The organism is Microbacterium excoecariae, from assembly GCF_011326725.1.
Classification (GTDB): domain Bacteria; phylum Actinomycetota; class Actinomycetes; order Actinomycetales; family Microbacteriaceae; genus Microbacterium; species Microbacterium excoecariae.
Genome location: NZ_JAANCO010000001.1, coordinates 1,093,151 through 1,106,491, shown reverse-complemented (window position 1 = coordinate 1,106,491; position 13,341 = coordinate 1,093,151). Strand labels below are relative to the sequence as shown.

General features: G+C 67.7%; 14 protein-coding genes and 1 tRNA gene. 3 read left to right on the top strand and 12 right to left on the bottom strand.

The features are described from left to right. Positions 1-2: 2 nt before the first annotated feature. Positions 3-860, top strand: coding sequence for a hypothetical protein (locus G8E01_RS04915; protein WP_166316644.1), 858 nt, complete (start codon positions 3-5; stop codon positions 858-860). Positions 861-1,322: 462 nt separating this feature from the next. Here the strand turns inward: G8E01_RS04915 and G8E01_RS04910 are convergent, their stop codons facing one another. Then, positions 1,323-2,948 (bottom strand): cell envelope integrity TolA family protein, encoded by a 1,626-nt coding sequence (locus G8E01_RS04910; protein ID WP_166316642.1) that lies wholly within the window; start codon positions 2,946-2,948, stop codon positions 1,323-1,325. Positions 2,949-3,370: 422 nt separating this feature from the next. On the opposite strand from G8E01_RS04910, the gene G8E01_RS13120 reads away from it, so the two are divergent. Continuing rightward, positions 3,371-3,793: a GIY-YIG nuclease family protein gene (locus tag G8E01_RS13120; protein ID WP_420826040.1), complete on the top strand. Its 423-nt coding sequence runs from the start codon at positions 3,371-3,373 to the stop codon at positions 3,791-3,793. 581 nt (positions 3,794-4,374) lie between these two features. Here G8E01_RS13120 and G8E01_RS04905 read toward each other — a convergent pair. The 6 genes from G8E01_RS04905 to G8E01_RS04885 form a co-directional block, all read right to left on the bottom strand. Further along, positions 4,375-5,241 carry a hypothetical protein gene (locus G8E01_RS04905; RefSeq protein WP_166316640.1) on the bottom strand — a complete coding sequence of 289 codons (867 nt, stop codon included), beginning with the start codon at positions 5,239-5,241 and terminating at the stop codon, positions 4,375-4,377. A 204-nt stretch (positions 5,242-5,445) separates the two neighbouring features. Beyond that, positions 5,446-5,577, bottom strand: a complete 132-nt coding sequence (locus G8E01_RS12945; RefSeq protein ID WP_277343616.1) for a hypothetical protein — start codon at positions 5,575-5,577, stop codon at positions 5,446-5,448. Positions 5,578-5,738: 161 nt separating this feature from the next. Continuing rightward, positions 5,739-6,563 (bottom strand): IS3 family transposase, encoded by an 825-nt coding sequence (locus tag G8E01_RS04900; RefSeq protein ID WP_338100745.1) that lies wholly within the window; start codon positions 6,561-6,563, stop codon positions 5,739-5,741. 47 nt (positions 6,564-6,610) lie between these two features. Further along, entirely contained in the window at positions 6,611-6,895 is a 285-nt protein-coding gene (locus G8E01_RS04895) for a transposase (RefSeq protein WP_166316638.1), read from the bottom strand. 165 nt (positions 6,896-7,060) lie between these two features. Next, a tRNA-Pro gene (locus G8E01_RS04890) sits at positions 7,061-7,134 on the bottom strand. 89 nt (positions 7,135-7,223) lie between these two features. Beyond that, the gene (locus G8E01_RS04885) at positions 7,224-7,649 is read right to left on the bottom strand and encodes a nitroreductase/quinone reductase family protein (RefSeq protein WP_166316636.1); all 426 of its coding nucleotides are present in this window, start codon (positions 7,647-7,649) and stop codon (positions 7,224-7,226) included. Positions 7,650-7,797: 148 nt separating this feature from the next. Here G8E01_RS04885 and G8E01_RS04880 point away from each other — a divergent pair, with 148 nt between their 5' ends. Then, positions 7,798-8,172 carry an RNA-binding S4 domain-containing protein gene (locus G8E01_RS04880; RefSeq protein ID WP_166316634.1) on the top strand — a complete coding sequence of 125 codons (375 nt, stop codon included), beginning with the start codon at positions 7,798-7,800 and terminating at the stop codon, positions 8,170-8,172. On the opposite strand, the gene G8E01_RS04875 is transcribed toward G8E01_RS04880, so the two are convergent. From G8E01_RS04875 to G8E01_RS04855, 5 genes are all read right to left on the bottom strand, one after another. Then, positions 8,173-9,129, bottom strand: a complete 957-nt coding sequence (locus G8E01_RS04875) for an NUDIX domain-containing protein (RefSeq protein WP_166316632.1) — start codon at positions 9,127-9,129, stop codon at positions 8,173-8,175. It lies immediately after the preceding gene. 71 nt (positions 9,130-9,200) lie between these two features. Next, a complete protein-coding gene (der, locus tag G8E01_RS04870) occupies positions 9,201-10,739 on the bottom strand; it encodes a ribosome biogenesis GTPase Der (protein ID WP_155047837.1) in 1,539 nt (512 codons plus the stop codon). After that, entirely contained in the window at positions 10,729-11,415 is a 687-nt protein-coding gene (gene cmk, locus G8E01_RS04865; protein WP_338100744.1) for a (d)CMP kinase, read from the bottom strand. The genes der and cmk overlap by 11 nt, the downstream gene beginning before the upstream one ends. Further along, positions 11,408-12,523: a prephenate dehydrogenase gene (locus tag G8E01_RS04860; protein WP_166316628.1), complete on the bottom strand. Its 1,116-nt coding sequence runs from the start codon at positions 12,521-12,523 to the stop codon at positions 11,408-11,410. The genes cmk and G8E01_RS04860 overlap by 8 nt, the downstream gene beginning before the upstream one ends. Then, a complete protein-coding gene (locus G8E01_RS04855) occupies positions 12,520-13,293 on the bottom strand; it encodes a pseudouridine synthase (RefSeq protein WP_166316626.1) in 774 nt (257 codons plus the stop codon). Before G8E01_RS04855 ends, G8E01_RS04860 begins: the two co-directional genes overlap by 4 nt. Between the last annotated feature and the right edge of the window lie 48 nt (positions 13,294-13,341).

Genomic DNA, 13,341 nt, shown 5'->3' with positions numbered 1-13,341 from the left:
GAATGGCGAGCCATGATCCTGTCGCCCTTCGCCTCCAGAAGCTCGATCTTCAATCACAATCGCTTGTCCTGGCGTCTCTTGCCGCCGATCGTGATCCAGACAAGATCGTCACCCCCGCTGCGGTAAGCGCGCTGTTCAATGACTTCGCACTCCCCCCTCCCGCCAAGATGAGCAATGTATTCGCGTCGCTCAGGGCAAAGAAGGTCGTGACGCCCGTACCGGGGGTCGGGCGCTATAAGATAACGCCCCTCGGTCGAGAGGCTGTATCAGCGAAGCTCTCAGGGCTGGATCTGGTAACGCTCATCGCTGAGAGCGCCGCCGCGAACGCGCCGGTGGTTGGCGACACTCAAACCGCCCTGGTTCCGTACACGCTCGCGCCGCCCGCACTGATCCAACCTCTTCGCGGATTCCTGGCGGACCATCCCTTTGACACGAACGTGTTCGGCATGACGAGGTTTCCGGACGCGAAGGCTGGAACCAAGGACCCGGTCGGACGCGCGCTCGCCGTCGCACGTGAGGTCTGCGCCGAGAACGGCCTGGACTTTCACCTCGCTTCAGATCGAGCGATCATCGACGATGTGTGGGCCAATGTTATGGCCCACATGTGGGGCTCACGCTACGGCATCGGCTTCTTCGAGGATCGAGTTGAGCGAGGGCTGAACTACAACCTGGTGACCGAGGTCGGCGCGATGATCATGACCGGACGTCGAGTCGCGCTTCTGAAGGACGGATCTATCGAGAAGATGCCCACCGACTTTGTTGGCATGATCTACAAGTCCGTGGACCTCTCAGATGAGAGCGCTGTCCATGATCGTGTGCAGGACTGGCTTACAGATGATCTGCGAATCGGGAAGGTGTGAGCACTACCCGGCACACGAACTCTGTGCTTGGCGAATTGAGCGTCTTCTAAGAGAATACGGGCGATTCTGGGATCAGTCCTGCTTCCTCTACCTCATAACGCCTGCCTCGAAACCGAACCGTCGAGAAGTCTCGTACGGCGTCCGCAGGTCTAGCCGATCCATGACACCCACGCCACCGGGCGTGACTCGCTCCCACCGTTCTGGCACATCCCCAACGTCACCGACCCCGACGCCGACTGTGGGGCCTCCTCTGGATCACACTCCTCCCCCTCCTCTTCCTGGCGATCGGCTTCGCCGGCTTGCGCCGCCGCGATCCCGCACGCCAGTAGCGGGGCGCGCTGATGAAGGAACTGCGGTCCGCCGACTCACCCGCGCGCACGCAACGCTCCCCCTCCCGGGCGATGCCCGTTGGAGGACCGCGGTATGCGTATGAATGAGACGTGGCCCCCTCGTGCACAGGCGTCACTCGTATGTCTTGACTCCAACGTGTTGGACCACCAAACGGCCCTTCTTACCCTTCCCCTCGAGTGCGAAATGGATGCGGCCACACTCGTTGAACTTGACCGCGTCGCGAACCTTCACGTGGGGCGTTGCATTGAGCGTCTCGTCCTCGAACTCGAACTCGTTCAGCCAGCGCATCTCCTTCCGCTTCCATTTCGAGATGGTCTGGTCAGTCAGCGCGACGGTCAATCCGAAGTTCTCCTTTAGCCAGTCGTCAAGGAGTGGAATGCTCTTCACCTCGCCGTCGTAAAGCACCACAGCGGCACGCGCGAGGAGAATGAGCTTCTCCGTCATGTCCTCCGGCTCGGGATAGTCGATCTCTGACCACGACTTGTTCGCACGGTCCGTGAAGACGATGCGCTCCGAAGCCGCGTCGGTGATCGCGAGGAATGTTGGCCCGGGGTCGGACCGCGGTACGAGCACCGGGATGGCAGCCCATGCGTTCTGGGGCGCGGGTGCCTCGACGGCCTTGCCAGCAGAGAGATCTGCATAGGAAGACTGCCACATCGCTGCTTCCTCGCGCGCCTGGTTTCGTTCCGACTCAAGCTGACGAGCCAACCGAGCGCTTCGATCGGCTTGCTGGAGCGCCTCCTCGCCGATGACTTCGAACTCTGCCTTTGCCGCTTCGAGCGCCTCAACCTGTTGCTTCAGTGCTGAGATCTCGCCCGCGGTGTCGCCGCCCTCGCGTGCTCGTGAGGCCTCCTCGGAGAGTTCTAGAAGACGGGTGTTCTCGGCGAGGGATCGCACACGTCTCCATGCGCGGTCCTCACCGTTGCCGAGTGCGGCCAGCGCGCCGAGCCTTTGGGTTAGCACTCGACGGACTTCTTCGACGCCGAGCTCGTTCAGCCTCTCAGCCGAGAGCGTGAGCGGGGCCGTACCCAGACCTGGCCATGCGATCGCAAGCCCGCCGAACGGCACACGCAGCTCGGAATGTGCTTCCCCGATCACGCGAGCCGTCTCGAAGTTCAGGGTGACGGTCCGCACGAGGCCGAGAAGTTTCCGAGACAACTCCTTCGCAAGGTTCCATGTGTCAGTCGATCGGACATGGACGAGCGCAAGAGGTAGGCGGTCCTCGCTTGCAAGGATTTCGGCGACCGCACCGGCTTCGGCCGCCGTCTTCACTGGGATGTAGCGCCGATTGACGAGCTGGCCTTCGGCGCGAAGTGTGAGTCCCTCGTCTTGATCGAGAGAGCGCAGAATGCCGGGCTGGAAGATGTCGGTCGCGCCGACGGGGACGAGCCGCTGGTTCGTGGTCTCGCGTCCGATGCCGACCCTGAATCGGACCACCCCGTCGACGTGGGTGACGGACACGCGCGTCGAGAGCTCAAGATCGGTACCAACAGCCTGGGAGACCACCAGTTTGAGTGCCCGGTTGCTTCCTGACTCGAGCACCTCCCAGTCGCCGTGTCTTGGGTAGCTTCCATCCGGTGTCCGTGCCGGCGATAGCTCGCGGGATCCGGTCGTAGCGAAATCGGAAGGCGACAGCCATGCTCGCGGACCACTCAACCAGTCGGCGATGTGCGTAGAAACGCGATCAAACGAGTCCTCGCCTTCCACAACAAGTTCGACAACGTACATGAGCTGCATTGACAGTCCCTTCCTATATGCCTATATGCTCATCCTCGCGGTAAGGACCGTCAACTTGCCACCGTCCGGCATGCCTTCGTCCTTGGCCGCCGATATCGATGAATGTGGCAGCACCCAAGTCGCTCAAGGCAACCGACCGGACCGCGGTCTGGCTGCGGGAGCAGCTCGGCGAGCCGGGAGTATCGAACGACACCTTGGCCTCATCGGTAGATGCATCTGCTCCGATAGGCGAGCTCGACGACGGCCCCGATCAACCCGGACGGTGGAACGTTTATTGCGCTCTGATCTGCGTGATCGCAAACAAGGGTGCTCGCCTAGGCGTCGACGATGCACGTTGCGGTCGCCTGAGCGGGCGCCGCGCGTACGGGGATCGGCTACCGTCCCAGGCTCCTGATCTCCCACGCGATCGCTAACCTGGCGACATGACCAGCTCTACGGTGCCGGAGTGGGATGACGTACTCACGCAACCAAGGCGCCCGGCCGGCGACTTGCGTCGCACTGATATCCCTGACGGTCCAGGCGCCTACGCATGGTTCCGGAACGGAGCGTGTGTGTACCTCGGAAAGGCTTCAGACCTCAGATCTCGGTTGAGCACCCACCTCGGCAAATCTCTCGATCTCAATCGAAGCACTCTCAGATCGTGGGTAGCGGTCAGAGAACTCGGCGTGACTCGCGCGTACACGCGCCGCAGACCTACGGTGATGACGTCCAGCGAAGTAGCGGTCGTCACAGGTTGGATCCGCAGCTGCGACGTCGCGTGGGTCACCACGGATTCAAAGGAGGACGACGCGCGCCTCGAATCTAAGCTCCTCGCCGCCTGGCGGCCGCCCATTAACGTCGCCTGACTCGACCACCGTCATTGCAACCGGTGTCGGTCTACGGACGAGTCGGCGCTTGAGGAACCTTGGCTCGAACGTCAGCCGCTTGCTCCTCGTCGAGCAACCAGCACTGACGCCTGGGATGATCCGGGTACTTCGACCGAAGGTACACGCGAACGACTTGCCCGGGCCTTGCCCCGTCAACAAACCCGAGCTCTCGCACGAGCTCAACCGGAGTGTGATCGGTGCCCCGCCAATAGGACACGCGGCTATTCGCGCGACGGCGATTAACGGATCGCCAGAACCGCGGGCAGCCAATTCGGTGGCCGAGGAATCACCGGCCACGAACCGTCAGCATATGGATGATCTATCCGCGTACTCACTCACAGGATCACCTTGACCTTTCACTCCCACGCAGGCAAACAACTGGTATCATGGATCAGACACGTCCCGTCCGCGGGCGGGCTGTCATTTTCGTGACAACGGATCTCTGAGCGCAGGCTCCGATGGCTCAAGACCACGAGTTCCGACAGAACTAGGTAGACCCGGGTTCGACTCCCGGCCCGGAACATGCCGGCGTAGCTCAATGGGTACAGAGCCCCTACGTTCTAGTCGCTCCAGCGGTGGCGGGTCCACACCCCTCGCGTGCGGGCCGCCAGCTCGAGCTCCGACTCGACAATGCCCAGCCCTGGGTAGTGCTGGCGCGTGAAACCGAGCAACGCACGGCGCCAGCCAGACGAGTTGCGAGGCTTAGTAGTCTGGCCTGCAAAGTCGTCGACTGCTACCGTCGCCCATTCAGCCTTGGAGAGTTCGATCGCGATTGCGGTGTTGATCTCGCGGCCGAGGCGCTTGGTGACAGCGAATGCCGAAAAGATGTGCTCGGCCGTCAGGGCGAGGCGACCGTTCTGATTGATGGACTCCGGCGGCAAGCCCAGGTTGATTCTCTCCCAGCCCGCCCTGGCGGCCGAATCCATCGCGGCGATTGCGTCGCGGAGCCTACTGCTGACGCTGCCGCCCACATGCGTGATGCAATTGCGCAATTCCCGCAGCACGTGAAATGACTGCATCCACTCGTCTGGCTCAGGCACGCCAAGAGTTTCGAAGAGCACCGCATGCATGTTCCAGGCGCGGACTTGCTGTCCGTGTGTCACGAGCGTTCTGCCGTGCGCGTTCAGGAGATCTAATGTGCTCATCACAAAGTCTTCATGTGTTGCCAGGGCATAGGGCACGGCAACGGATGCGAGGTGGTAGTCCGCATCGAGCAGAAAGTTGCGGGCGTCATCACTACGCAAGTTGAAACGACCGATGTGCTCGACCGCTGGAAACACCTGGCCCAGAGTCATGGAAGATCCGGCAGTGAGTTGGAGAGTATGAGCAGCGAGGCGGGATCCCGCGAGTAGCGCTGTCATCGCATCATTCACCTTGATGCGGTTCTCGACGTACGCCCGATAACCCGGGTAGAGGAGTTCGACCACCAGCCATATCTATCACGCAGCGCCCACCCGCATGAATTCACCGCCGTCGGCGCCAAGATGCACTAGAGCACCAGTGATCGCACGCGCTTCGGTCCCCGCACGAGAGGCGCCAACTGCGCGACCCAAGCAGACCATGTCGGGGCAGTTGACGGGGGTGGTCACAGCAGAGGGGGTCGACGGCAACGCCGTCGACCCCGAGGATGCTCAGCCCTTGCCGAGCGTCGAGCCCGCCTTCGGCTTGGCCGGCTTGCTCGACGAGTTGGACGCGAGCGTCCGTCCCGCCTTGCTCAGCGAGGCCTTCGATGGCTTGGACGACCGTGACGATGACTTCGCCATGATGCACTCCTTCTCCGTTGCCGAGAAGCAGATCAGCCGACCGGGCTTGAGCCCACTCGTGCAGAGACCACGGAGCCTCTAGAGTTAAGGAGTCGACCAGACACCTCAGCCCCGACCTGCTGGAGCCTGACCCGGTTTCCCGGACGGTTCTTGTTTGTTGATCATGCCGCGGTTGCGGCGGGGATGTGAAGTCGTTCGAACTCCACTGGGCTGAGGTTGCCTAGCGCGGTGTGCCGGCGGGTGGGGTTGTAGAACGCTTCGATCCACTCAAACATCGCCGACGACAGTTCCGCCTTCGAGGCCCAAGTCGACCGGTCGAGGAGCTCGCGTTGCATCGTTGACCAGAAGCTCTCGATGAGTGCGTTGTCGACGCTGGACGCGACGCGTCCCATCGATCCGAGCAGGCCGGCTTGCCGCAGCCGGTGCACGAAAAGCCATGAGGTGTATTGCGCTCCTCGGTCCGCGTGGACCACGGTTCCCGGTTCGGGTCGGCGACGCCAGCGGGCCATCTCGAGCGCGTCTACGACGATCTCAGCGGTGATCCGATCCGAGATCGACCACCCCACGATCCGCCGCGAGTACGCGTCGATCACGGCGGCGCAGTAGACCCATCCGTCTTTCGCGCGGTGCGGCGTGATGTCGCAGAACCACAGCCGGTTGGGCGCGTCGGCACGGAACTGCCGCTTCACGAGGTCCTTGTGCGTGGCAGTATCGGGCTTCCACCCGCGCCGCTTCCGGCGATGCGAGACGCCCACGAGCCCATCGATCCGCATCAGCCGGGCGACGCGCTTGCGGCCGACGTGAGCCCCGAGCCCGAGCCGCAGCTCGGCAAGCACCCGCGGAGCACCATACGTCTCCCGCGAGTCGGCGTGGATTTGACGGATCGTGGTCGTCAGCTCCGCATCCGCGACCGCCCGAGGTGAGGGTGGCCGACTGCTCCACTCGTAGTAGCCGGATTTCGAGACGTTCAGGAACCGGCAGGCCACCGCGACGGGAATCCCGTCGGTGGCGAGCTCCTGGACCAGCCGGAACCCTATTTTGGGAGCACGTTCTCCCTCGCGAAGTACGCCGACGCGCGCTTGAGGATCTCGATCTCCATCTCCAGCACCCGGTTCCGGCGACGCAGCTCGACGAGCTCCCTGTGCTCATCGGTCGTGACCCCGGCCTTACGGCCGGAGTCGACCGCGTCACGGTTCATCCAGTTCCGAAGGCACGACTCGCTGATCCCGAGGTCACGCGCGGTCTGCGCGACAGGGTTGCCCTGGGCAACGAGATCGAGGGCTCGACGCCGGAACTCCGGCGGGTGGGCAGCAGGCATCTCACGGACTCCTTCCGAGACGATCATCGCCTCAAAGTTGGTGTCCGGAAAAGCGGGTCAGGCTCCAACGACCAGGACGGGGGGATGAGGGAAGTGGACCAGCCAGTGACCACGTCCAGATACGACAAAGCCCTGATGAAAGTTACCTCTCACCAGGGCTTTTTGTCGGGCTGACAGGATTTGAACCTGCGACCCCTTGACCCCCAGTCAAGTGCGCTACCAAGCTGCGCCACAGCCCGTTATTCGGTTTGTCGTCACCCCGCGGGGCAACTCAAGAAGTCTACCCGACGCGCCGCGGGGTCGCTAATTCGGGCGCGGGCCGGGCGCGTCAAGGCTCGCGGATCCGCAGGACGAACACGGGGATGACGCGGTCGGTGCGCTTCTCGTAGCCGAGGAACGCGTCGCTCGCCTCCGTGAACAGCCGCCAGGCCTGGTCGCGCTGCGCCCCCTCGAGCGCCTCCGCGATCACGGCGATCGTTCCGCGCCCGGGCTCCTCGATCAGCACCTCCGGGTGAGCGAGGAGGTTGTGAAACCACGCGGGTTGCTCGGGCGCGCCCGCCTTCGATGCCGCGATCAGCCACACGCCCTCCCCCGGCCGCAGCGCCATGACCGGGGTCACGCGCTCCGCGCCAGAGCGCGCCCCGACGTGGTGCAGCAGCACGAGGTTGCGGCCGAAACCGCCCGTCGCGACCGTGCCGTCGTGCGCGCGAAACTCCTCGATGATCCGCTCATTGCGGTCCTGCATGCGGTTCATGGCCCCATCGTCCCACCGGAGCCGGCGACCGGCCAGGCCCCCGCGCGGATCCCCCTTCGGCGCGCTCCGCCGGGCGATCCTCGCGGTCACCCCGTCGGATCCGCGAAACACACGTCGTCGACACCCCGCTCTGAGACAGAATGGACGGATGAGCGAACCGTCCTCCGTGCGCATCGACGTGTGGCTCTGGGCCGTGCGCGTCTACAAGACCCGGTCGGCCGCGACGACCGCCATCCGCGGCGGGCACGTGCGCGTGAACGGCGACCCCGTCAAGGCCTCCTACAACGTCAAGCCCGGCGACGAGGTGCGCGCGCGGATCGCGGGATTCGACCGGATCCTCGGCGTGCAGAAGCTGCTCCTCAAGCGCGTCGGCGCGCCGCTGGCCGCCGAGGCCTACGAGGATCGCACGCCTCCCCCGCCGCCGCGCGAGTTCGTCGCGCCCATCGTCACGCGCGAGCGCGGCGCGGGCCGTCCGACCAAGCGCGACCGGCGCGAGATCGACCGACTCCGCGGCGGGCTGTAGTCAGCCCCAGAGGGCGTTGATCATCGCGACGACGCCCGTCACCGTCCACATGCCGGCCTCCGTCACCGCGTCGGACGCGCCCGGATCCGCCGGCGGGAGCTGGTCGCGCAACCACCGGGCCCCGCGCACGCGCGCGCCGAGCGCCTCGACGCGCCCCTGCAGTTCGCGGTCGCTCGTGACGACGGTCAGGTCGAGTCCGGCCTCGACCATCGCCTCGGCCCGCGCCACGATCTCGTCGTCGCCGGACGCCTCGGCCCGGAACACGGCGACCGCGCCGGTGCCGGCGCCGACGTCGCGGGCCTGCCCCTCGACGACGGTCGCGATGATCGGGTGCCACCAGAACAGCTCGAGCCCCAGCGCGTCGGCGTCGACGCCCGCCGCGGCGAGCGCCTCCAGCCGGCCCCGGAGCTTCTCGGCGGCCCCGCGCCGGTCCTTCCACCAGCCGTCCGGCACGGATCCGACGACGTTCGCGGCGTCCACGAGGACGACGGGACGCACGCCGAGCGCGGCGCGGAGGGTGGGCCAGGAGGCCGCAAACCCCGGGTGCAGCTCCAGCTGGTCGACCTCGTCGACCGGCACCCACGCGAGCTCGAGCGACTCGGGGTCGCTGATGACGGGCTCGAACGGCTCCGCGACGTCGGCGATCACCGTCGTGTAGCGCCAGAGGTCGGCGACGTCGTACACGTGCTCGGCGCGCGGCACGACGGATCCGCGGGGCACGCCCGCCTCCTCACCCGCCTCGCGGAGCGCGCCCGCGAGCGGCGTCTCGCCCTCGTGCAGGGCGCCGCCCGGGATCCCCCACGTGCCGCCGAAGTGGCTCCAGCCGACGCGGTGCTGCAGAAGCACGCCGCGCGCCGGATCGTGCGCGAGGAGGCCCGCCGCGCCGAACAGACCCCAGTACCGGGATCCGTCGGGGGCCTCTACCCAGGCGTCCCCGGGGTTCCTACTCGTCGTCACGCTCCCAACCTACGGCACAGCACACGGCCCGCGCCCCTTTCGGGACGCGGGGCGTCATGCCTCGCGCGCGCTCAGCGCTTCCGGCGCTCGCGCACGCGCATGTTGACGACGATCGGGGTGCCCTCGAACGGGTACAGCTCGCGCAGCCGGCGCTGGATGAAGCGCCGGTAGCCCGGGTCGAGGAACCCGGTCGTGAACAGCACGAATGTCGGCGGGCGCGTCGACGCCTGCGTGCCGAAGAGGATCCGCGGCTGCTTGCCGCCCCGCAGGGGGTGCGGGTGCTCGGCGACGAGCTCCGTGAGGAAGGCGTTGAGCTTGCCCGTGGGGATCCGGCGGTCCCAGTTCTCCAGCGCCGTCTCGAGCGCGGGGACGAGCTTGTCGAGGCGGCGCCCCGTCTTGGCGGAGATGTTCACGCGGGGCGCCCACGCGACGTGCGCGAGGTCCTGCTCGATCTCGCGCTCGAGGAAGCGACGGCGCTCCTTGTCCTCCATCTCGGGGGTGTCGAGCATGTCCCACTTGTTGAAGGCGAGGACGAGAGCGCGGCCCGACTCGAGCACGAGGTCGATGATCCGCACGTCCTGCTCGCTGATGGGCTCGGTGACGTCGAGCACGACGACGGCCACCTCGGCCTTCTCGAGCGCGGTCGAGGTGCGCAGGCTCGCGTAGAAGTCGGCGCCCTGCGCCATGTGGACCCGGCGGCGGATGCCGGCGGTGTCGACGAGCGTCCACTTCTTCCCGCCGAGCTCGACGACCTCGTCCACCGGATCGCGCGTGGTGCCCGCGAGGTCATTCACGACGACGCGCTCCTCGCCCGCGGCCTTGTTCAGCAGCGAGGACTTGCCGACGTTCGGGCGCCCGAGGATCGCGACGCGGCGGGGGCCGCCGATCTCGTTCTTCGCGACCGCCGAGACGGTGGGCGTCTTCGCCATGACGGCGTCGAGCAGATCGGCGACGCCGCGGCCGTGGATCGCGGAGACGGGGTGCGGCTCGCCGAGGCCCAGGTTCCACAACGCGGCCGCCTCGGCCTCGTGCGAGGCGTCGTCGACCTTGTTCGCGACGAGGAAGACCGGCTTGTCCGTCTTGCGCAGCAGGCGCACGACGTGCTCGTCGGTCGAGGTCGCGCCCACGCGCGAGTCGACGACGAAGAGGATGACGTCGGCCAGGTCGATCGCGACCTCGCTCTGCGCGGCGACCGAACGGTCGATGCCCTTCGCGTCGGGCTCCCACCCGCCGGTGTCGACGACGGAGAAGCGCCGGTCGAGCCACTCGGCCTTGTAGGTCACGCGGTCGCGCGTGACGCCCGGAGTGTCCTCCACGACCGCCTCGCGGCGCCCGAGGATCCGGTTCACGAGCGCGGACTTGCCCACGTTGGGGCGCCCGACGATCGCGACGACCGGGAGGGCGGGCAGGTACTCGATGCCGTCCTCGCCGACCGTGATCCCGGCGAGCAGCTCGGCGTCCTCGTCGTCGAGCTCGTAGTCGGACAGCGACTCGCGCAGCGTCGCCGCGCGCTGGTCCATGAGGTCGTCGTCGAGCTCGTCGAGGCGCTCCGCGAGCGCGTCCGGGGCGTCCGGCGCGTCGGGGGTGTCGTATTCGTTGTCAGCGGCCATCTCGGCCTCCCTTGAGTCGTTCGTCGATGACCGCGAGCACGGCCTCGACGGACTGGTCGAAATCCAGGTGGGTCGTGTCGACCGCCGTCACGCCGTCGGCGGCGTTCAGGAAGTCCACGACGGTCGAGTCGCTCGCGTCGCGGCGGCGCATGGCCTCCGCGACGGCGGCGACGTCCTCGGCGCCCATCTCGGCGCTGCGGCGGGCCGCGCGCACCTCCGGGTGGGCGGTGAGGAGGATCCGCACGGGCGCGTCGGGCGCCACGACGGTCGTGATGTCGCGGCCCTCGACGATGACGCCGGGGGCCTTCGCGCGCCGCACGATCTCGCGGAACAGCGCGTTGATCTTCTCGCGCACGGGGAGCGTCCGGGCCACGCCCGCGACCGCCGCGGTCGTCTCCGGGGTGCGGATCGCCGCGGTCACGTCGACGCCGTCCACGCGCACCGAGCGCTGATCCGGATCCAGGCCGATCTCCGGGCGGAAGGTCTCGAACGCGGCCTCGACCGCGCCCGGGTCCTCCGTCGTCGCGCCCGCGTCGCGCACGTGCCACGCGAGCGCCCGGTACACGGCGCCCGTGTCGAGATACCCGAAGCCGAGGCGGCGCGCCGCCTCCTTCGAGACGCTCGACTTGCCCGAGCCGGCCGGCCCGTCGATCCCGACGAAAAATGTCTCAGTCACTGGTCCCCGCAATCCGCCATCCGCGCGCCGACATGCCATCGACGGCCGCCTCGAGCGTGGCCGGATCGACCGAGATCTCGGCGAGGCCCAGCGGGGCCCCCGGCGAGTGCTCGAGGCGCAGGTCCTCCACGTTCACGCCCAGCTCGCCCAGGTCGCCGAACAGGCGCCCCAGCTGACCGGACGCGTCGTCCACCATGACGACGAAGCTCTCGAAGCGGCGCTTCTGGCCGTGCTTGCCGGGCAGGCGCGCGACGCCGACGTTGCCCTGACGCATCGCGTCGGCCGCCGTGCGACGGGAGCCGGGGGCGTCCGGGGCGCGCAGCGCGTCGGCCACGCGCGCGAGGTCGGCCGCCATCAGGTCGAGCTGCTCGACCACCGGATCCGCGTTCGCCGCGAGGATCTGCACCCACAGCTCGGGCGCCGAGTGCGCGATGCGCGTCGTGTCGCGCACGCCCTGGCCCGCGAGCGCGAGCGACGCCTCGGGCGCGCTCGCGAACCGCGCCGCGAGCAGCGAGGCGACCACCTGCGGCACGTGCGAGACGAGCGCGACGGAGCGGTCGTGCTCCTCCGGCGTCATCTCGACGGGGGTGGCTCCGAGATCGAGCGCGAGCGCCTCGACGATCGCCAGGTCGCCCGCCGGGGTCTCCTCGTCGCGGCAGATCACCCACGGCCGGCCCGCGAAGATGTCGGCGCGCGCGGAGATCGCGCCGCCGCGCTCGCGGCCCGCCATGGGGTGGGAGCCGATGTAGTGCGTGAGGTCGATGCCGCGGGCCCGGAGGTCGCGGAGCGGATCCAGCTTCACGGAGGCGACGTCGGTCACGACGGCCCGGGGATAGCGCGCCAGCTCCGCGGCGACGGTGTCCGCGACCACGTCGGGCGGCGTGCACACGACGACGAGGGCGGGGTCGTCGGCGTCCGTCGCGGCGCGGCCGGCGCCGTAGTCGATCGCGAGGCGCAGCTGCGCGGGCGATGTGTCACTCAGCGCGACGTCGACGCCGAGCGGGGTGAGGGCGTGCCCGATGCTGGAGCCGAGCAGGCCGGCGCCGACGACGCGGACGGTGCCGGAGACGCGGGCGGCGAGCGCGGGTGCGCGCGTGTCGTCCGTCACGAGGCCTCCTTGTCGCCGGGCGCGTCCGCCGCCGCCTGACGCGACAGGGTCAGCAGGGCGCCGCGCTCCACCTTATCGAGTTCGCGCACGCGGCCCGCCTGCAGCGTCCCGAGGTGCAGCGGCCCGAACTGGCGCCGCACGAGCTCCGTGACGGGGTGCCCGACGGCCGCCATCATGCGCCGCACGATGCGGTTGCGCCCCGAGTGCAGCGTCAGCTCGACGAGGCTCGAGCCGCGGGAGGTGTCGAGGATCCGCGCCTTGTCGGCCCGGATCGGCCCGTCCTCCAGCTCGATCCCGCGCGTGAGCGTCGCGAGGGTCTTCGGCTGGACCTCGCCCGTCACGCGCGCGATGTAGACCTTCGTCACGCCGTAGCGCGGGTGGGCGAGGACATTCGCGAGCTCGCCGTCGTTCGTGAGCACGAGGAGCCCGGAGGTCTCGGCGTCGAGGCGGCCGACGTTATAGAGCCGCTCGTCGAAGTCGCGCACGAACTCGGTCAGGTCGCGCCGGCCGCGGTCATCGCGCATCGTGCTGACGACGCCCGTGGGCTTGTTGAGGAGGACGTAGCGCTTCGAGGTGTCGAGCTGGACCGCCTGCCCATCGACGTCGACGAGGTCGGTGGCGGGATCGATGCGCGAGCCGAGCTCGGAGACGACCTCGCCGTTCACGCGCACGCGACCCTCGACGATGAGCTGCTCCGAGACGCGACGCGACGCGACGCCGGCGTTCGCGAGCACCTTCTGCAGGCGCACGCCCTCGGCGGAATCGCTCATCTCGTTCTCCTCACGGATCCGTCCCTCCCCCGCACGCGCGAGGTCAAC

Bases quoted from the DNA above. Each gene is read 5' to 3' on its own strand.
- G8E01_RS04915 (WP_166316644.1), top strand. From the start codon at position 3: ATGGCGAGCCATGATCCTGTCGCCCTTCGCCTCCAGAAGCTCGATCTT.
- G8E01_RS04910 (WP_166316642.1), bottom strand. From the start codon at position 2,948: ATGCAGCTCATGTACGTTGTCGAACTTGTTGTGGAAGGCGAGGACTCG.
- G8E01_RS13120 (WP_420826040.1), top strand. From the start codon at position 3,371: ATGACCAGCTCTACGGTGCCGGAGTGGGATGACGTACTCACGCAACCA.
- G8E01_RS12945 (WP_277343616.1), bottom strand. From the start codon at position 5,577: ATGGCGAAGTCATCGTCACGGTCGTCCAAGCCATCGAAGGCCTCGCTG.
- G8E01_RS04895 (WP_166316638.1), bottom strand. From the start codon at position 6,895: ATGCCTGCTGCCCACCCGCCGGAGTTCCGGCGTCGAGCCCTCGATCTC.
- G8E01_RS04885 (WP_166316636.1), bottom strand. From the start codon at position 7,649: ATGAACCGCATGCAGGACCGCAATGAGCGGATCATCGAGGAGTTTCGC.
- G8E01_RS04880 (WP_166316634.1), top strand. From the start codon at position 7,798: ATGAGCGAACCGTCCTCCGTGCGCATCGACGTGTGGCTCTGGGCCGTG.
- der (WP_155047837.1), bottom strand. From the start codon at position 10,739: ATGGCCGCTGACAACGAATACGACACCCCCGACGCGCCGGACGCCCCG.
- G8E01_RS04855 (WP_166316626.1), bottom strand. From the start codon at position 13,293: ATGAGCGATTCCGCCGAGGGCGTGCGCCTGCAGAAGGTGCTCGCGAAC.